The sequence below is a fragment of the Exiguobacterium sp. s95 genome (assembly GCF_018618655.1).
GTDB lineage: Bacteria > Bacillota > Bacilli > Exiguobacteriales > Exiguobacteriaceae > Exiguobacterium_A > Exiguobacterium_A oxidotolerans.
On sequence record NZ_JACSMM010000013.1, the window covers coordinates 19,750 to 37,803 of the forward strand.

Genomic DNA, 18,054 nt, shown 5'->3' on the forward strand with positions numbered 1-18,054 from the left:
TTATTTTTTAGAACGGCGGACGATGTATTTATCGCTCGCTTTGTTTTTCTTACGAGTTTTGTATCCGAGTGCCGGTTTACCCCAAGGAGTAAGTGGGCCCGAACGACCGATTGGAGCACGTCCTTCACCACCACCGTGTGGGTGATCAACTGGGTTCATTACAGAACCACGAACTGTAGGACGTTTTCCGAGCCAGCGTGAACGACCAGCTTTACCGATATTGACGAGCTCATGCTCTTCATTACCGACAGCGCCGATTGTAGCACGGCAAGTAGCAAGGATCATACGTGTTTCGCCTGATTGAAGACGAACAATCGCGTATTTACCATCTTTACCGAGAAGCTGAGCAGAAGTACCAGCTGAACGAACGAGCTGACCACCTTTACCAGGCTTAAGTTCGATGTTGTGGATCAACGTACCAACTGGGATGTTTACAAGTGGAAGAGCGTTACCGACTTTAATGTCAGCTTCTGCTCCTGACATGATTTGCATGTCAACTTTCAATCCTTTAGGTGCGAGGATGTAGCGTTTTTCACCATCGATGTAGTGTACAAGAGCGATGTTTGCAGAGCGGTTCGGATCGTACTCGATTGTAGCGATACGGCCAGCGATGCCATCCTTGTTACGTTTGAAATCGATGATACGGTATTTACGTTTGTGTCCGCCACCTTGGTGACGTACTGTCAAGCGACCTTGGTTGTTACGTCCGCCCTTTTTCGAAAGCTTTTCAGTTAACGATTTTTCAGGACGTGAAGCCGTAATTTCAGCAAAGTCGAGTGCAGTCATGTTACGACGACCGTTAGTGGTCGGTTTAAACTTTTTAATTCCCATCGAGAGTTCCCTCCTTTTCTACAGAGTACCGATTAACCGAGGTAATCGAGTTCTTTGCTATCTGCAGTAAGCGTGACGACCGCTTTTTTGCGGCGTGCTGTGTAACCAGCGTGACGACCTACGCGTTTTGCTTTTGGTTTTGAGATAAGTGTGTTGATTTTTTCAACTTTAACGCCGAAGATCGCTTCAACAGCATCTTTGATTTGAGTCTTAGATGCCTTCACGTCTACTTCGAACGTGTACTTTTTCTCAGCCATTTGGTTCACTGAGCGTTCAGTAATTACAGGACGTTTGATAATGTCGTGTGTATGTGCCATTATGCAAGCACCTCCTCTACTCTCGCAACTGCATCCTTCGTGAAGATGACTTTGTCGTGTCCGACAAGATCAAGGACGTTTACTCCAGCAGCGTCAACGACTGTGACACCAGGAATGTTGCGTGTTGAAAGAACGACTGTCTCGTTGTAATCAGCAGTAACGACAAGAACTTTACGTTCGATTGAAAGAGCAGCGAAGACCGAAATCATATCTTTTGTTTTCGGAGCATCGATTGTCAAACCTTCAAGAACGATGAACTCGTTGTTAGCGACTTTCGAAGAAAGTGCTGAACGTAATGCGAGACGACGAACCTTTTTAGGAAGTTTATAAGCGTACGAACGTGGTGTTGGACCGAAGACTGTTCCACCGCCAACCCATTGTGGCGAACGGATCGAACCTTGGCGTGCACGACCAGTACCTTTTTGTTTCCATGGTTTACGGCCGCCACCGCGAACTTCCGAGCGACCTTTTGTATCATGTGTACCTTGGCGACGTGAAGCTTGTTGCATGACGATTGCATCGTATACGACTGCTTCGTTTGGCTCGATTCCGAAAACGGCATCTGCGAGCTCAATATCTCCAACTTGTGTACCTGTTTGGTTAAGCAAAGCTACTTTAGGCATTCGTTATTCCTCCTTTCCTTGCAAACGGATTAGTTGCCTTTAACCGCAGTTTTGACGACAACTTGGCTCTTACGTGCGCCTGGGATAGCACCCTTGACGAGGAGTAAGCCACGTTCTACATCAACTTTTACGATTTCAAGGTTTTGAACAGTGATTTGTTCTCCACCCATGCGTCCTGGGAGCAATTTCCCTTTGAATACACGGTTTGGAGCGACAGGACCCATTGAACCTGGGCGACGGTGGTAACGCGAACCGTGAGCCATTGGACCACGTGATTGGTTGTGACGCTTGATTGCTCCAGCGAAACCTTTACCTTTCGACGTACCTGTTACATCAACCATTTCGCCTGCAGCGAAAGTATCTGCTTTAATCTCTTGACCGATTTCGAAATCTGTTACAGATGTACGGATTTCTTTAATGAAGCGCTTAGGTGTCGCACTTGCTTTCGCAGCGTGACCTTTTTGCGGTTTGTTTTGACGACCTTCTTTGATATCACCAAAGCCGAGTTGGACTGCTTCGTAACCGTCCACTTCCATTGTCTTCAATTGAAGAACAACGTTACCTTCTACTGAAACGACAGTAACTGGTACTACTTCGCCTGACTCGTTGAAGATTTGTGTCATACCGAGTTTAGTTCCTAAGATTCCTTTAGCCATGAGATACACCTCCTAATATTGAATGATTTTGATCTTCTGGCTAGTATCAACTATTTATAGAAGAAAAATTAAAGTTTGATTTCAATGTCAACGCCCGACGGAAGTTCAAGACGCATAAGCGCATCAACTGTTTTCGGTGTTGGGTTAACGATGTCGATCAAACGTTTGTGTGTACGCATTTCGAACTGCTCACGAGCATCTTTGTACTTGTGAACGGCACGAAGTACTGTGTAGATCGCTTTCTCCGTTGGGAGTGGGATCGGTCCAGATACAGTAGCACCAGAACGTTTTGCTGTGTCGACAATCTTCTCAGCCGATTGATCAAGCACGCGGTGATCGTATGCTTTCAAACGGATCCGAATTTTTTCATTTGCCATGTTGTTTCCCTCCTTTTCGCCTATTTCGTAAATAGACATTCTCCGCGGAAATTTCCACACTAGCCATGGCAATGCCGCCTGGTGTGTCATAACCTCCCGCTTCATCGCGTTGTGTTTGTGACCAACATATTCTAGTTTACTTAATTCCAAGCAAGAATGCAAGCAAAATAAATTAGAACTTGTTTTCAAGTCTCTCACCACTCGCACAAACACTTTCCTCAGTATATAAGATGTCTGACCATGTTGCAAGACTGTTTTTCAGAAAACAAAAAAAGGTCTTCCGTCACGGGAGACGGAAGACCTTTTTGCTTAAAAATTACTCAACGATTTCTGTAACTGATCCAGCGCCTACTGTACGGCCACCTTCACGGATTGAGAAACGAGTTTCTTTTTCAAGAGCGATTGGTGCGATGAGTTCAACAGTCAATTCGATGTTGTCCCCAGGCATAACCATTTCAGTACCTTCAGGAAGTTGGCACATACCAGTTACGTCAGTTGTACGGAAGTAGAACTGTGGACGGTAGTTACCGAAGAATGGCGTGTGACGGCCACCCTCTTCTTTTGAAAGGATGTAAACTTGCGCTTTGAAAGTTTTGTGCGGTGTGATTGTGTTTGGTTTCGCGAGAACTTGTCCACGCTCGATGTCGTCACGTGATACACCACGAAGAAGAGCTCCGATGTTGTCGCCAGCTTCAGCATAGTCAAGAAGCTTACGGAACATCTCTACACCAGTACATACTGATTTTTTAGTTTCTTCGTGAAGACCAACGATTTCGATCTCGTCGTTGACTTTAAGAACTCCACGCTCAACGCGGCCAGTAGCTACTGTACCACGACCAGTGATTGAGAAAACATCCTCAACTGGCATCATGAAGTCTTTTTCAGTGTCGCGAGTTGGCTCAGGGATGTACTCATCAACAGCTGTCATGAGTTCCATGATTTTTTCTTCCCATTTAGCTTCGCCGTTAAGCGCGCCGAGAGCAGATCCTTGGATAACTGGGAGGTCATCGCCTGGGAAGTCATACTCAGAAAGAAGTTCGCGAATTTCCATTTCAACGAGTTCAAGAAGCTCTTCGTCGTCAACCATGTCGACTTTGTTCATGAATACTACGATGAAAGGAACACCTACTTGACGTGAAAGCAAGATGTGCTCACGTGTTTGTGGCATTGGACCATCAGTTGCAGAAACAACGAGGATCGCGCCGTCCATTTGTGCAGCACCAGTGATCATGTTTTTAACATAGTCAGCGTGACCTGGGCAGTCAACGTGTGCATAGTGGCGTTTTTCTGTTTCGTACTCGATGTGAGCTGTTGCGATAGTGATACCGCGCTCGCGCTCTTCTGGAGCACCATCGATTTGGTCAAACTTAGTTGCAGCTTTACCTTGTGATTTTGCAAGTACAGCTGAGATAGCTGCTGTTAAAGTTGTTTTACCGTGGTCGACGTGGCCAATTGTACCAACGTTAACGTGCGGTTTAGAACGGTCGAATTTTTCTTTACCCATTCTGAATTCCTCCTCTATGTGTCTAATAATTTTTTATAACTAGGAAGGTGAATCGTCGAATAACGTACACCTTCCTTAGCTTACACTAATCAAATAATCGTGACAACCTGTGAAGGATTAGCCGTTTGATTTTTTGATGATTTCTTCAGCAACTGATTTCGGTACTTCTTCGTAGTGATCGAAGTGCATTGAGTACGTACCGCGACCTTGTGTGCGCGAACGAAGTCCTGTTGCATATCCGAACATTTCCGAAAGTGGAATCATCGAGCGAACGACTTGTGCGTTCCCACGAGCTTCCATACCTTCAACGCGTCCACGGCGTGACGTAACGTCACCCATGATGTCTCCCATGTATTCGTCTGGGATGACGATTTCAACTTTCATCATTGGCTCAAGGATAACAGCGCCGCTCTTATCTTTAAGTTGTTTGACTGCCATTGAAGCCGCGATTTTAAATGCCATCTCGTTTGAGTCGACATCGTGGTATGAACCGAAAACGAGTGCTGCTTTAACGTCAACTACTGGATAACCAGCAAGGATACCGTTTTGAAGTGCTTCTTCGATTCCGTTTTCAACCGCTGGGATGTATTCACGCGGAACAACACCACCGACGATTTTGTTGTTGAACTCGAAGCCAGCACCTTCTTCGTTCGGCTCGAATTCTACGACGACGTGACCATACTGACCACGACCACCTGATTGACGAGCGAACTTAGAATCGATTTTCGCTGCTTGGCGAATCGTTTCACGGTAAGCTACTTGTGGAGCACCAACGTTAGCTTCGACTTTGAACTCGCGACGCATACGGTCAACGATGATGTCGAGGTGAAGCTCACCCATACCTGAGATGATCGTTTGACCAGTCTCTGGGTTTGTTTCAGTGCGGAACGTTGGATCCTCTTCAGCAAGCTTAGCAAGTGCTTGACCCATTTTATCTTGGTCGGCTTTCGTTTTTGGTTCGATTGCGACCGAGATAACTGGTTCTGGGAATGTCATTGATTCGAGAACGACGTTGTCTTTCTCAGAACAAAGCGTATCACCAGTAGTCGTATCTTTAAGACCTACAGCTGCAGCGATGTCACCAGCGAAGACCATTGGGATCTCCTCACGGCTGTTCGCGTGCATTTGAAGGATACGTCCAAGACGCTCACGTTTACCTTTTGTTGAGTTCTTAACGTATGATCCTGCCGAAGCTGTACCAGAGTACACACGGAAGAACGTTAATTTACCAACATACGGGTCAGTCATAACTTTGAATGCAAGTGCAGAGAATGGCGCTTCGTCAGTAGACTCACGAACGATCTCTTCATCTGTATCCATGTTAATTCCTGTGATTGCTTTTACGTCGACTGGTGATGGGAGGTAGTCAAGGACTGCGTCAAGCATAAGCTGGACACCTTTGTTCTTGAATGCCGAACCAACGAGTACAGGGTAGAAATCAACTGTAAGAGTCGCTTTACGGATACCCGCTTTTAACTCTTCGATTGAAATTTCCTCGCCCTCGAGGTATTTCATCATCATTTCTTCTTCGTAATCCGCAACAGCTTCGATTAATGATGCACGAAGTTCTTCAGCTTCGTCTGCGAATTCTGCAGGGAAACCATCCGTTACTTCGATATCAGTACCGATGTCGTTACCGTACATGTATGTTTTCTTTTCAACGAGGTCGATGATTCCTTTGAATTCATCTTCAGCGCCGATTGGAATTTGGATTGCGTGTGCGTTCGCTTGAAGGCGATCGCGGAGCGTTCCGACCGAGTACAGGAAGTCTGCACCGATTTTATCCATTTTGTTTACGAAAACGATACGTGGTACGCCGTAAGTTGTAGCTTGGCGCCATACTGTCTCAGTTTGTGGCTCAACACCAGACTGAGCATCAAGTACTGCAACCGCACCATCAAGTACACGGAGTGAACGTTCAACTTCAACAGTGAAGTCTACGTGTCCAGGAGTATCGATGATGTTTACGCGGTTACCTTTCCATTGTGCAGTTGTTGCTGCCGATGTAATCGTGATTCCACGTTCTTGCTCTTGCTCCATCCAGTCCATTTGTGAAGCACCTTCGTGCGTTTCACCAATTTTGTGGATACGACCCGTGTAATAGAGGATACGCTCAGTCGTTGTTGTTTTACCAGCATCGATGTGGGCCATGATCCCGATATTACGGGTGTTCTTAAGGGAGAATTCTCTTGCCATCTTTAAACATTCTCCTTTCGCATTTTAATTTAGTGTACGTGCGTTGCCACACGTCATGACTATACCCGAAAGCCACCTCATATTTCCATACAAAATGGCATAGATGAGGTGGTTAATTCCGGATTTACCAGCGGTAGTGAGCAAACGCTTTGTTCGCTTCCGCCATTTTGTGCATATCTTCGCGCTTCTTAACAGAAGCACCAGTGTTGTTTGCAGCGTCCATGATTTCATTAGCAAGACGAGCATCCATAGTTTTCTCGTTACGGAGACGTGAGTAGTTCACGAGGTAACGAAGTGCGAGTGTCGTACGGCGCTCAGGGCGGACTTCGACAGGAACTTGATAGTTAGCTCCACCTACACGGCGTGCTTTTACTTCAAGAACTGGCATGATGTTGTTCATCGCCTCTTCAAAAACTTCCATTGCATCGCGACCTGAACGTTCAGCGATAGTTTCGAAAGCTTTGTATAAGATTTGTTGAGCAGTACCTTTTTTACCATCTAACATAAGACGGTTGATAAGGCGGGTAACGAGTTTAGAGTTGTAGATCGGATCAGCCATTACATCACGACGTTCTGCTTGACCTTTACGTGGCATTCCGAGTCCCTCCTTTCATATAGTGAGGTGATATCTTCAGATATCTAGATTATTTTTTTGCTGCTTTTGGACGTTTAGTACCATATTTCGAGCGACCTTGCATACGGCCGTCAACTCCAGCTGTATCAAGTGCACCACGAACGATGTGGTAACGTACCCCTGGTAAGTCTTTTACGCGGCCTCCGCGAATAAGAACAACACTGTGTTCTTGTAAGTTGTGGCCGATACCTGGGATGTAAGCTGTTACTTCCATTGTGTTCGTCAAGCGTACACGTGCGTACTTACGAAGAGCCGAGTTCGGTTTCTTCGGAGTCATTGTACCTACACGAGTACAAACACCACGTTTTTGTGGTGAGCTGATGTCAGTACGAGCTTTAATGAAGCTGTTGTACCCTTTGTTCAGCGCTGGCGAATCTGATTTCACAACTTTTGATTGACGTCCTTTACGGACCAATTGATTGATAGTAGGCATCTTTGAGATCCTCCCTTCCTGAATTCATGACAAGTTTCAAAACCACCGAGCCGGGTGGTTCATCGAAAGTCATAATGAAACGTTTTGCGTGGCTCAGGCATTCCATCGCCACACAAAACGTATTATCAAACTTTCTTAATGGCAACAGCAGTTGCCGCGACATCGATTCCACAAACCTTACCAAGCTCAAGCTTAGAAGGCACGTTCACAACCGGAACGTTAGCTTGTTTCGCCGCATCGAGCAATGCTTGTTTTACGTGTTCATCTGCGTCATCCGCGATGATCACTTCCGACGCCTTGCCAGATCGCAATGCTTTGAGCGTTTGCTTTTGACCGACAAACTTCAAATCTGCGCCGACTACTTTTTTGTAAGACATGAAGATATCCTCCAAAATAACACGGCCGGTTGGCAACACTATATCATAGTAGCACCGCCATACCGACGTGTCAAGGCGTTTTATTCTACAGGAGAATCTGCTTCTACAGGTGCTTCACCAGCTACTTCGAGTCCGATTTGACGGTAACGTGTCATTCCTGTACCAGCTGGAACTAGTTTACCGATAATAACGTTCTCTTTCAAGCCGCGAAGGTAGTCGCTCTTCCCTTTGATTGCTGCATCCGTAAGGACACGAGTAGTTTCCTGGAACGAAGCAGCTGATAGGAACGAGTCTGTCTCAAGCGATGCTTTTGTAATACCAAGGAGAACTGGTTTAGCGGAAGCGAGTGCTTTTCCTGCACGGAGCGCTTCTTTACATGCTTCTTTAAAGGTACTGATATCAACGAGTGAACCAGGGAGAAGTGTTGTCTCACCTGACTCGATGACGCGAACGCGGCGGATCATTTGACGAACCATGACCTCGACGTGCTTGTCACCGATTTCAACTCCTTGCATCCGGTATACTTTTTGAACTTCCTGAAGAAGGTAGTTCTGAACACCAGATACACCTTTAACGTTTAAGAGTTCTTTCGGATCAATCGATCCTTCTGTGAACACTTGACCGGCAATGACTTCTTCACCGAGTTGAACACGTAGACGCGATCCGAATGGAATCGTGTATGTGCGTGTTTCGCTCAGACCTTGAATCGTCAATTCACGTTTGTCACGCGACTCTGTAAAGTCGATGACTTGTCCGTCGATTTCCGAGATGACCGCTTGACCTTTCGGGTTACGGGCCTCGAACAACTCTTGGATACGTGGAAGACCTTGCGTGATATCATCTCCGGCAACCCCACCTGTGTGGAAGGTACGCATTGTAAGCTGCGTTCCTGGCTCACCGATTGATTGTGCCGCAATGATTCCGACTGCTTCACCGACTTCAACATCGTTACCCGTTGCAAGGTTACGTCCGTAACATTTCTTACAGACACCATGACTCGTGTTACAAGTGAAGGCAGTACGAATTTCAACGTTGTCGATACCAGCGTCCGTAATTGTACGCGCGATATCTTCGTCGATGAGTTCGTTAACAGAAACAAGAACTTCTCCCGTTTCCGGGTGAACGACTTTTTCGAATGCCGTACGTCCGACGAGTCGGTCGTAAAGACTTTCGATTTCTTCCGTTCCTTCGCGAAGAGCCATGACACGGATACCACGATCCGTTCCACAATCATCTTCACGAATGATAACATCTTGCGCTACATCAACGAGACGACGAGTCAGGTAACCTGAATCGGCAGTTTTCAAGGCTGTATCGGCAAGACCTTTACGCGCACCGTGCGTCGAGATGAAGTATTCCTGAACCGTCAGACCCTCACGGAACGAAGATTTGATCGGGAGCTCGATGATCCGTCCACTTGGAGCGGCCATGAGTCCACGCATCCCTGCAAGCTGCGTAAAGTTTGACGCGTTACCACGGGCACCAGAGTCACTCATCATGAAGATCGGGTTTAGACGGTTGAGGGATTTCATCAGACGAGACTGAATTTCATCCTTCGCGTCGTTCCACGACTTGACGACACGCTCATAGCGCTCGTCTTCCGTGATGAGACCACGGCGGTACGATTTCATAACGCGATCCACGTTATCTTGTGCTTCGACCAGGATTTCCTGTTTATCCGGAAGTACGATGATATCCGAGATACCAACCGTGATACCGGCACGTGTCGAGTGTTTGAAACCAAGGTTTTTCATGCGGTCGAGCATACGGCTCGTCTCCGTCGTTTCGAAACGTTTGAAGACTTCCGCGATGACATTTCCAAGGAATCCTTTTTTGAATGGCTCAATGATTGGACGGTTCTTGATTTCAGCAGCAACATCCGTTCCATTTTCAAGGAAGTACTTCTCAGGCGTTGCTTCCTGTAAGTTGCTCATTGTTGGCTCATTCAAGTATGGGAAAGTCGTTGGGAGGATCTCGTTGAAGATCAACTTACCGACAGTCGTAACCAATAATTTCTCGTTTTGTGACTCTGTAAACGTCGGGTTCTTAAGAACGCCGGCAGGAATCGCAACACGTGAATGGAAGTGAACATACCCGTTTTGGTAGGCGATGAGTGCTTCATTCACAGTCGAGAAGATTTTACCTTCACCGATCGCGTTTTCGCGTTCGAGTGTGAGGTAGTAGTTACCGAGGACCATATCCTGCGATGGTGTAACAACAGGCTTACCGTCTTTCGGGTTCAAGATGTTTTGTGCAGCGAGCATGAGAAGACGTGCTTCTGCTTGTGCTTCTGCAGAAAGTGGTACGTGGACCGCCATTTGGTCACCATCAAAATCGGCGTTGTAAGCCGTACATACGAGCGGGTGAAGACGAATCGCGCGACCCTCGACAAGTGTTGGTTCGAACGCCTGAATACCGAGACGGTGAAGTGTCGGTGCACGGTTCAAGAGAACCGGATGCTCGCGGATGACTTCTTCAAGTACATCCCAGATTTCAGGTTGAACTCGTTCGATTTTACGTTTCGCACTCTTAATGTTTGGTGCGATACCACGTGAGACGAGTTCTTTCATGACAAACGGTTTGAAGAGCTCAAGGGCCATTTCTTTTGGAAGACCACATTGATACATCTTCAAGTTTGGACCAACGACGATAACCGAACGACCAGAGTAGTCGACACGTTTACCGAGTAAGTTTTGACGGAAACGTCCTTGTTTCCCTTTCAACATATGTGAAAGAGATTTTAATGGACGGTTACCTGGTCCAGTGACCGGACGGCCACGACGACCATTATCGATCAAGGCATCAACCGCTTCTTGTAACATCCGTTTTTCATTCTGAACGATGATGTTCGGAGCGCCAAGGTCAAGAAGACGCTTGAGACGGTTGTTACGGTTGATAACACGACGATATAAATCGTTTAAATCTGATGTCGCGAAACGTCCACCATCAAGCTGGACCATCGGACGAAGTTCCGGCGGGATGACTGGCAATACTTCGAGAACCATCCATTCCGGGTTGTTGCCTGAGTTGCGGAAAGCATCTAAGACTTCAAGACGTTTGATCGCACGTGTACGACGTTGTCCTTGAATCATTCGAAGGTCTTCACGTAAACCAGCTACTTCTTTTTCGAGTTCAACGTCGCGGAGCAATTTACGAACTGCTTCCGCACCCATTTCAGCTGTGAATGAGCTACCGAATTTCTCACGGTATGCACGGTATTCTTTTTCTGAAAGGAGTTGTTTTTTCTCGAGTGTCGATTCGCCCGGATCTGTAACGACGTACGATGCGAAGTAAATGATCTCTTCGAGCGCACGTGGTGACATATCTAAGACAAGACCCATACGACTTGGGATTCCTTTGAAGTACCAAATGTGCGAAACCGGTGCTGCGAGCTCGATGTGACCCATGCGCTCACGACGGACTTTCGACTTCGTGACTTCAACGCCACAGCGGTCACAAATGATTCCTTTATAACGGATTCGTTTGTATTTCCCACAGTAACATTCCCAGTCTTTCGTTGGACCAAAAATCCGTTCACAGAACAAGCCGTCTTTCTCTGGCTTGAGCGTACGATAGTTGATCGTCTCCGGCTTTTTCACTTCCCCGAAAGACCACGAACGGATCTTTTCGGGGGAAGCGAGGCCGATTTTCATATATTCAAATCTATTAACATCTACCAAGGGGTGGACCTCCCTTTCGCTTATTCCTCTTCAGTAACAACTGGTGCGACAGGCGCTTGAACTTCTTCGAGTGCTGGAGTCGCGTTCGGGATGTTGTCCTCGTCGTCGTCCTTCATTTCGATCTCTTCGTCCTCAGCAGACATCATCTTAACGTCCATACCAAGTGATTGAAGTTCTTTAATGAGAACTCGGAACGATTCCGGTACGCCCGGTTGCGGTACATTTTCGCCTTTAACGATCGCTTCATACGCTTTAACACGACCGATCGTATCATCCGATTTGATCGTTAAGATCTCTTGGAGTGTATACGCGGCACCATATGCTTCAAGTGCCCAAACTTCCATCTCTCCGAAACGCTGTCCACCGAACTGGGCTTTACCACCGAGCGGCTGTTGCGTAACGAGTGAGTAAGGACCCGTCGAACGTGCGTGAAGCTTATCATCGACCATGTGGGCGAGTTTAATCATATACATGACACCGACCGAGATGCGGTTATCAAACGCTTCACCCGAACGACCGTCATAAAGAACAGTCTTCGCGTCGCGATCCATACCGGCTTCTTCAATCGTTGCCCAAACATCTTCCTCACGTGCACCATCAAATACCGGTGATGCGACTTTGATTCCGAGTTGGCGTGCAGCCATACCAAGGTGAAGCTCGAGCAACTGCCCGATGTTCATCCGTGATGGTACACCAAGTGGGTTCAACATGATGTCGATTGGTGTGCCGTCTGGCATGTACGGCATGTCTTCTTCTGGCAAGATACGTGAGATAACACCTTTGTTACCGTGACGACCTGCCATTTTATCTCCTTCGTGAATCTTACGTTTTTGAACGATGTACGCACGGATCAACTGGTTGACACCAGGAGATAGTTCGTCGCCGTTATCACGATCGAAGATTTTGACGTCAAGGATGATACCGTCGCCGCCGTGTGGTACACGGAGTGATGTATCACGCACTTCACGTGCTTTTTCACCGAAGATCGCATGTAACAGACGTTCTTCAGCTGTCAATTCCGTTACGCCCTTAGGTGTAACTTTACCGACTAAGATATCCCCATCTTTTACTTCAGCACCGACACGAATGATTCCGCGGTCGTCGAGGTTTTTCAGGGCGTCGTCACCGACGTTCGGAATATCACGAGTGATTTCTTCCGGTCCGAGTTTTGTATCGCGTGATTCACATTCGTATTCCTCAATGTGGATCGACGTGTAGACATCATCTTTCACAAGACGTTCGCTCATGATGACGGCATCCTCGTAGTTGTAACCATCCCATGTCATGAAACCGACGAGTACGTTACGACCGAGCGCAAGTTCCCCACCGTCCATTGATGGACCATCTGCAAGAATCTCGCCTTTATCGACAGGATCGCCTGCTTTGATGATTGGTTTTTGGTTATAGCACGTTCCTTGGTTAGAACGAATGAATTTTTGGATTTTATAACGATCAAGTTCACCTTGAACGATGTTGCCATCGACTTCCGTCGTACGACGGACAAGGATTTCACGAGCCGTTACGCGCTCAGCGATACCAGAGTGTTTTGCAACAACGGCAGCTCCTGAGTCTTTCGCAGACACGTACTCCATCCCAGTTCCAACAATCGGAGATTCTGGATCGAGAAGTGGTACGGCCTGACGTTGCATGTTTGCTCCCATGAGGGCACGGTTCGAGTCATCGTTCTCAAGGAACGGAATACATGCTGTCGCTGCCGAAACAACCTGTTTCGGAGAAACATCCATGTAATCGACACGTGATGGCTCAACAGACAAGTTTTGTCCACGGAAACGTGAGAGGACGTGTGTATCTTGGAACGTCTTCTCTTCCGTCAACAACATGTTTGCCTGCGCAACGACGTAGAGATCTTCTTCGTCTGCCGTCATGTAGTGAATTTCATCCGTGACAACACCCGTTTCCGGATTGACACGGCGGTATGGTGCTTCGATGAAACCATACTCATTGACTTTCGCGAACGAAGACAGTGAGTTGATCAAACCGATGTTTGGTCCCTCTGGCGTTTCGATTGGACACATACGGGAATAATGCGAGTAGTGAACATCTCGAACTTCAAAGCCAGCACGCTCACGTGTCAAACCACCGGGTCCGAGAGCAGATAGACGACGTTTGTGCGTCAACTCAGCGAGCGGGTTTGTTTGGTCCATGAACTGTGATAACTGTGAGCTACCGAAGAACTCTTTAATTGACGCGATAACAGGACGAATGTTGATCAATGCCTGTGGCGTGATCGCATTCTGATCTTGAATCGACATACGTTCCTTAACGACACGTTCCATACGTGAAAGACCAATACGGAACTGGTTTTGGAGCAATTCACCGACAGAACGGAGACGACGGTTACCGAGGTGGTCGATATCGTCTGTTGTTCCTACTTCATGCAACAAGTTGAAGAAGTAGTTGATTGCAGCAATCATGTCAGCAGGCGTAATGTGCTTGATGTCACGATCGATGTTACCGTTACCGATGATATTGATGATGCGTTCACCTTCAGCATCGTCCGGTGCGAACACCTTGATCGACTGTAAGTTGAAGGCTTCGCCTTGTGTTACGCCGCCAGTTGGCGTCGCTTCGATGTAACCGACAGATCCTTCAAGGAATGGCAAGACTTTGTCGAGCATACGACGGTCAAGAACCGTTCCAGCTTCTGCGATTACTTCACCTGTTTCAGGGTCAACGAGCGTTTCCGCAAGCTTTTGTCCGAACAGACGATTCTTCAGATGAAGCTTCTTATTGATTTTATAGCGACCAACGTTTGCCAAGTCGTAACGTTTCGGGTCGAAGAACCGTGACACGAGAAGTGCTTTCGCATTTTCAACTGTCGGTGGCTCACCCGGGCGTAGACGCTCATAGATTTCGATGAGGGCTTTTTCCGTTGATTCTGTATTATCTTTTTCAAGCGAATTCCGGAGGTACTCATCATCTCCAAGGAGATCGATGATTTCCTGATCCGTACCGAAACCAAGAGCACGTAAAAGAACCGTTACAGGAATCTTACGCGTGCGGTCGATTCGGACATATACGATATCTTTCGCATCTGTCTCAAGTTCGAGCCATGCTCCACGGTTCGGGATGACCGTTGCCGAGAATCCACGTTTACCGTTCTTATCTAACTTATTGTTGTAATACACACTTGGCGAACGAACAAGCTGAGAAACGATAACTCGTTCCGCACCATTAATAATGAATGTTCCCGACTCCGTCATAAGCGGGAAGTCACCCATGAAGACTTCTTGTTCCTTCAATTCACCCGTCTCTTTGTTTTGAAGACGGACTTTAACGCGCAGTGGTGCCGAATAGGTCACGTCGCGTTCTTTCGATTCATCAATCGAATACTTCGGCTCACCGAGCGAGTAATCGATGAATTCTAATACGAGATTTCCTGTGAAGTCGGAAATCGGCGAAATGTCATGAAACATCTCACGAAGACCTTCCCGTAGGAACCATTCGTATGAATTCGTTTGAATCTCAATTAGATTTGGAAGTTCTAATACTTCGCTGATACGTGCATAGCTTCTTCTCTGACGGTGACGACCGTACTGAACAAGTTGACCAGTCAACTGATTCACCTCTCAGACCCACTTCTTCTTCTAGAGAAGGACGGGTGTAATATCGAACATTGAAGCCATTTTTTGACCGATAAGCGCAAAAAAGCGACGTCTTGTCTACTCAATCATCTGTAGTCGAGAACGCCAGCTACTTTCAACCTGCTTATCCAAAAATCACTCCAATGGCATTTTATAATACTATCATAGACACAACACAAGGTCAACGACAAATCACCCGATTTGTCAAGACCGAATTGATTTAAATATTGAATACCCTTTATCGCGGGTTACTGTCTCGCAAGAACCGAAGACTTCTTCCATCAGTTTCTTCGCTGATGGTCCCCCTTGTTTTTTCTGAATGACGACCCAGAGGGCGCCCCCTACTACGAGGTGATCATAAGCTTCACGTAAAATCCGATGAACAACTGCTTTTCCTGCCCGAATCGGTGGATTCGTCACGATCGCTGCAAATGTCTCATCACCTACGCCAACATACCCGTCACTTACACCGGTCGTCACGGAAACACCATTCGCACGTGCATTTTCAGCCGCTAGTTCAAGTGCCCGTTCGTTAACATCAACGAGTTTCGCGTCACGCCCGGTCGCTTTTGCCAGTGAAATCCCCATCGGTCCATATCCGCAACCGACATCTAGAATCGCACCCGGTACATCCGGCTCAACGAATGCCTCAATCAATAGACGCGAACCAAAGTCGACGCCACCTTTTGAGAACACACCGTGGTCCGATGTGAAGCGGAATGTTTCGCCGCGTAAGACGAACTCCCATGATTTCGGATCTCGTTTTGAGGAGGGATCATTCGTGTAATAATGGTCTGCCATGTTTCCTTCCCCTCTCTTGATTAAAGATGAAAACAAAAGAAGCCCGCAAAGCGAGCTTCTTTTGTCTGCGGAAGAAGAAAATTACTTAACTTCTACGCTTGCGCCAGCTTCTTCAAGCTTAGCTTTGATTGCGTCAGCGTCTTCTTTCGAAACGCCTTCTTTAACTGGAGCCGGAGTTCCGTCAACGAGTGCTTTCGCTTCTTTAAGACCGAGGCCTGTCAATTCGCGAACTGCTTTGATGACGTTGATTTTACCAGAACCTGCGTTAGTAAGGATTACGTCGAATTCAGTTTGCTCTTCAGCTGCTGCTGCGCCTGCACCTGCTGCTGCTACTGGAGCTGCTGCTGATACGCCGAATTCTTCTTCGATTGTTTTTACGAGTTCGTTAAGTTCAAGAACAGTCATGCCCTTGAGGTCTTCGATAAATTGCTCTTTGTTGAAAGCCATTATGGTTTTCCTCCTTTGATTTAGCCCACGTTGGGGTTTGAAAAATTGTGTGTTTGCCTATCCCGCTAAGCGGACATTAAGCAGATTGTTCTTCTTTTTGCTCTGCGATTGCGTTCGTTGCCACCGCGAGACCGCGGATTGGCGCTTGAAGCACGCTGAGGAGCATTGAAAGGAGACCTTCGCGTGATGGAAGTTCTGCAAGGGCTTTGACATCTTCTACTGAAGTGACTTTGCCTTCGATGATACCACCTTTAAGTTCGAGAGCCTTGTGTTCTTTAGAGAAGTTGTTCAAGATCTTAGCTGGCGCGATAACGTCTTCATTGCTGAATGCGATCGCACTAGGACCAGTGAATACTTCGTCAAGACCTTCAAGGTTGCTTTGAACTGCTGCGCGGCGAAGGAGACCGTTTTTGTAAACTTTGAATTCAACACCCGCTTCGCGGAGTTGTTTACGAAGTTCAGTGACTTCGTCTACTGTGAGACCACGGTAGTCGACGACGATTGTTCCAGCGCTCGCTTGCATTTTCTCAGCGATCTCAGATACGAGATCCGCTTTGACAGCGATAACTTTTTCGTTTGCCATTTCTGTTGCACCTCCTGGTAAATAAATTGTACCGGCGCGAGGGGCTGCTCGATTTCAAATAAAAAGCCTCCTTCTGCAGGGCAGAGGAGGCGTAATCGTCAAAAAGGATACCTGAACAAACAGGCTCTCTGAGCAAGAACACCTCGGAAGGGTTTAAGCTCAATCGATGAGCACCTTCTGTCTACGGTATGTCGAATATATCAACGTTTTATACTGTAACAGCGTTCTTAGAACGTTGTCAAGTTCGTTTTAGACGAAATTATTTCGCGAAGTCAGCTGAAGATACTTTAACACCAGGACCCATTGTAGAAGCGATCGCGATGTTTTTAAGGTAAACACCTTTAGCAGTAGCAGGCTTAACTTTTACGAGAGTTTCCATAACGGTAGTGATGTTTTCAACCAACTTCTCGTTATCGAATGATTTTTTACCGACAGGAACGTGGATGTTACCTGATTTGTCGACACGGTACTCAACTTTACCAGCTTTGATATCGTTGATTGCTTTTGTGACGTCAAATGTAACAGTTCCTGTTTTCGGGTTAGGCATGAGGCCTTTAGGTCCGAGAACACGACCGAGTTTACCAACTTCACCCATCATGTCAGGTGTCGCAACGATAACATCGAAGTCGAACCATCCTTTTTGGATTTTAGCGATATACTCAGAATCACCAGCGTAATCTGCTCCAGCAGCTTCCGCTTCTTTCAATTTCTCACCTTTCGCGAAGACGAGAACGCGTTGTGTTTTACCAGTACCGTGTGGCAATACGACTGCTCCACGGATTTGTTGATCTGCTTTCTTCGGATCGACTCCGAGACGAACAGCAAGTTCGATCGTTTCATCGAATTTCGCTGTTGCAGACTTTTTAGTTAAGTCTACAGCTTCAGCGAGTTCGTATGAAACCGTACGATCGATAAGTTTAGCAGCTTCTTTGTACTTCTTACCCATTTTAGGTTCCTCCTTTGTGGTTGTGCGGAAAATCCTCCCACATA

Annotated in this window: 16 protein-coding genes and 1 other annotated feature; all 16 genes read right to left on the reverse strand. The window is 46.9% G+C overall.

Going from position 1 to position 18,054, the window contains the following annotated elements:
- The 16 genes from rplB to rplA all read right to left on the reverse strand — a co-directional run bounded on the left by rplB (window position 1) and on the right by rplA (window position 18,010).
- Window positions 1-831 (reverse strand): 50S ribosomal protein L2, encoded by an 831-nt coding sequence (gene rplB / locus KNP99_RS14375; protein ID WP_029332262.1) that lies wholly within the window; start codon window positions 829-831, stop codon window positions 1-3.
- Window positions 832-863: 32 nt separating this feature from the next.
- The gene (gene rplW / locus KNP99_RS14380; protein WP_029332261.1) at window positions 864-1,148 is read right to left on the reverse strand and encodes a 50S ribosomal protein L23; all 285 of its coding nucleotides are present in this window, start codon (window positions 1,146-1,148) and stop codon (window positions 864-866) included.
- Window positions 1,148-1,771, reverse strand: a complete 624-nt coding sequence (gene rplD / locus KNP99_RS14385; protein ID WP_029332260.1) for a 50S ribosomal protein L4 — start codon at window positions 1,769-1,771, stop codon at window positions 1,148-1,150. Before rplD ends, rplW begins: the two co-directional genes overlap by 1 nt.
- Before the next feature lie 29 nt (window positions 1,772-1,800).
- Window positions 1,801-2,427, reverse strand: coding sequence for a 50S ribosomal protein L3 (gene rplC / locus KNP99_RS14390; protein ID WP_029332259.1), 627 nt, complete (start codon window positions 2,425-2,427; stop codon window positions 1,801-1,803).
- Window positions 2,428-2,495: 68 nt separating this feature from the next.
- Window positions 2,496-2,804: a 30S ribosomal protein S10 gene (gene rpsJ / locus KNP99_RS14395; RefSeq protein WP_029332258.1), complete on the reverse strand. Its 309-nt coding sequence runs from the start codon at window positions 2,802-2,804 to the stop codon at window positions 2,496-2,498.
- Between the two features lie 316 nt (window positions 2,805-3,120).
- The gene (gene tuf / locus KNP99_RS14400; RefSeq protein WP_088836007.1) at window positions 3,121-4,308 is read right to left on the reverse strand and encodes an elongation factor Tu; all 1,188 of its coding nucleotides are present in this window, start codon (window positions 4,306-4,308) and stop codon (window positions 3,121-3,123) included.
- 117 nt (window positions 4,309-4,425) lie between these two features.
- Window positions 4,426-6,504, reverse strand: a complete 2,079-nt coding sequence (gene fusA / locus KNP99_RS14405; RefSeq protein WP_029332256.1) for an elongation factor G — start codon at window positions 6,502-6,504, stop codon at window positions 4,426-4,428.
- Window positions 6,505-6,628: 124 nt separating this feature from the next.
- Entirely contained in the window at window positions 6,629-7,099 is a 471-nt protein-coding gene (gene rpsG / locus KNP99_RS14410) for a 30S ribosomal protein S7 (protein ID WP_023466623.1), read from the reverse strand.
- Between the two features lie 49 nt (window positions 7,100-7,148).
- The gene (rpsL, locus tag KNP99_RS14415) at window positions 7,149-7,571 is read right to left on the reverse strand and encodes a 30S ribosomal protein S12 (RefSeq protein WP_012369004.1); all 423 of its coding nucleotides are present in this window, start codon (window positions 7,569-7,571) and stop codon (window positions 7,149-7,151) included.
- 125 nt (window positions 7,572-7,696) lie between these two features.
- A complete protein-coding gene (locus KNP99_RS14420; RefSeq protein ID WP_088836006.1) occupies window positions 7,697-7,948 on the reverse strand; it encodes a ribosomal L7Ae/L30e/S12e/Gadd45 family protein in 252 nt (83 codons plus the stop codon).
- 80 nt (window positions 7,949-8,028) lie between these two features.
- The gene (gene rpoC / locus KNP99_RS14425) at window positions 8,029-11,628 is read right to left on the reverse strand and encodes a DNA-directed RNA polymerase subunit beta' (RefSeq protein WP_088836005.1); all 3,600 of its coding nucleotides are present in this window, start codon (window positions 11,626-11,628) and stop codon (window positions 8,029-8,031) included.
- 20 nt (window positions 11,629-11,648) lie between these two features.
- Window positions 11,649-15,206 carry a DNA-directed RNA polymerase subunit beta gene (gene rpoB, locus KNP99_RS14430; RefSeq protein ID WP_088838389.1) on the reverse strand — a complete coding sequence of 1,186 codons (3,558 nt, stop codon included), beginning with the start codon at window positions 15,204-15,206 and terminating at the stop codon, window positions 11,649-11,651.
- A 231-nt stretch (window positions 15,207-15,437) separates the two neighbouring features.
- Window positions 15,438-16,034 (reverse strand): class I SAM-dependent methyltransferase, encoded by a 597-nt coding sequence (locus tag KNP99_RS14435; RefSeq protein ID WP_088836004.1) that lies wholly within the window; start codon window positions 16,032-16,034, stop codon window positions 15,438-15,440.
- 81 nt (window positions 16,035-16,115) lie between these two features.
- The gene (gene rplL, locus KNP99_RS14440) at window positions 16,116-16,481 is read right to left on the reverse strand and encodes a 50S ribosomal protein L7/L12 (protein ID WP_214767887.1); all 366 of its coding nucleotides are present in this window, start codon (window positions 16,479-16,481) and stop codon (window positions 16,116-16,118) included.
- Between the two features lie 76 nt (window positions 16,482-16,557).
- Window positions 16,558-17,064 carry a 50S ribosomal protein L10 gene (gene rplJ / locus KNP99_RS14445; protein ID WP_029332251.1) on the reverse strand — a complete coding sequence of 169 codons (507 nt, stop codon included), beginning with the start codon at window positions 17,062-17,064 and terminating at the stop codon, window positions 16,558-16,560.
- A gap of 50 nt (window positions 17,065-17,114) precedes the next feature.
- Window positions 17,115-17,269: a sequence feature (ribosomal protein L10 leader region), on the reverse strand.
- A gap of 54 nt (window positions 17,270-17,323) precedes the next feature.
- Complete coding sequence (rplA, locus tag KNP99_RS14450) at window positions 17,324-18,010, reverse strand: 50S ribosomal protein L1 (RefSeq protein ID WP_029332250.1); 687 nt, start codon at window positions 18,008-18,010, stop codon at window positions 17,324-17,326.
- Between the last annotated feature and the right edge of the window lie 44 nt (window positions 18,011-18,054).

Coding starts and splice junctions, on each gene's coding strand:
- KNP99_RS14435 (WP_088836004.1), bottom strand. CDS start 16,034: ATGGCAGACCATTATTACACGAATGATCCCTCCTCAAAACGAGATCCG.
- rpsG (WP_023466623.1), bottom strand. CDS start 7,099: ATGCCACGTAAAGGTCAAGCAGAACGTCGTGATGTAATGGCTGATCCG.
- fusA (WP_029332256.1), bottom strand. CDS start 6,504: ATGGCAAGAGAATTCTCCCTTAAGAACACCCGTAATATCGGGATCATG.
- rplB (WP_029332262.1), bottom strand. CDS start 831: ATGGGAATTAAAAAGTTTAAACCGACCACTAACGGTCGTCGTAACATG.
- KNP99_RS14420 (WP_088836006.1), bottom strand. CDS start 7,948: ATGTCTTACAAAAAAGTAGTCGGCGCAGATTTGAAGTTTGTCGGTCAA.
- rplD (WP_029332260.1), bottom strand. CDS start 1,771: ATGCCTAAAGTAGCTTTGCTTAACCAAACAGGTACACAAGTTGGAGAT.
- rplA (WP_029332250.1), bottom strand. CDS start 18,010: ATGGGTAAGAAGTACAAAGAAGCTGCTAAACTTATCGATCGTACGGTT.
- rplL (WP_214767887.1), bottom strand. CDS start 16,481: ATGGCTTTCAACAAAGAGCAATTTATCGAAGACCTCAAGGGCATGACT.
- rplC (WP_029332259.1), bottom strand. CDS start 2,427: ATGGCTAAAGGAATCTTAGGAACTAAACTCGGTATGACACAAATCTTC.
- rpsL (WP_012369004.1), bottom strand. CDS start 7,571: ATGCCTACTATCAATCAATTGGTCCGTAAAGGACGTCAATCAAAAGTT.
- rplW (WP_029332261.1), bottom strand. CDS start 1,148: ATGGCACATACACACGACATTATCAAACGTCCTGTAATTACTGAACGC.
- rpsJ (WP_029332258.1), bottom strand. CDS start 2,804: ATGGCAAATGAAAAAATTCGGATCCGTTTGAAAGCATACGATCACCGC.
- tuf (WP_088836007.1), bottom strand. CDS start 4,308: ATGGGTAAAGAAAAATTCGACCGTTCTAAACCGCACGTTAACGTTGGT.
- rplJ (WP_029332251.1), bottom strand. CDS start 17,064: ATGGCAAACGAAAAAGTTATCGCTGTCAAAGCGGATCTCGTATCTGAG.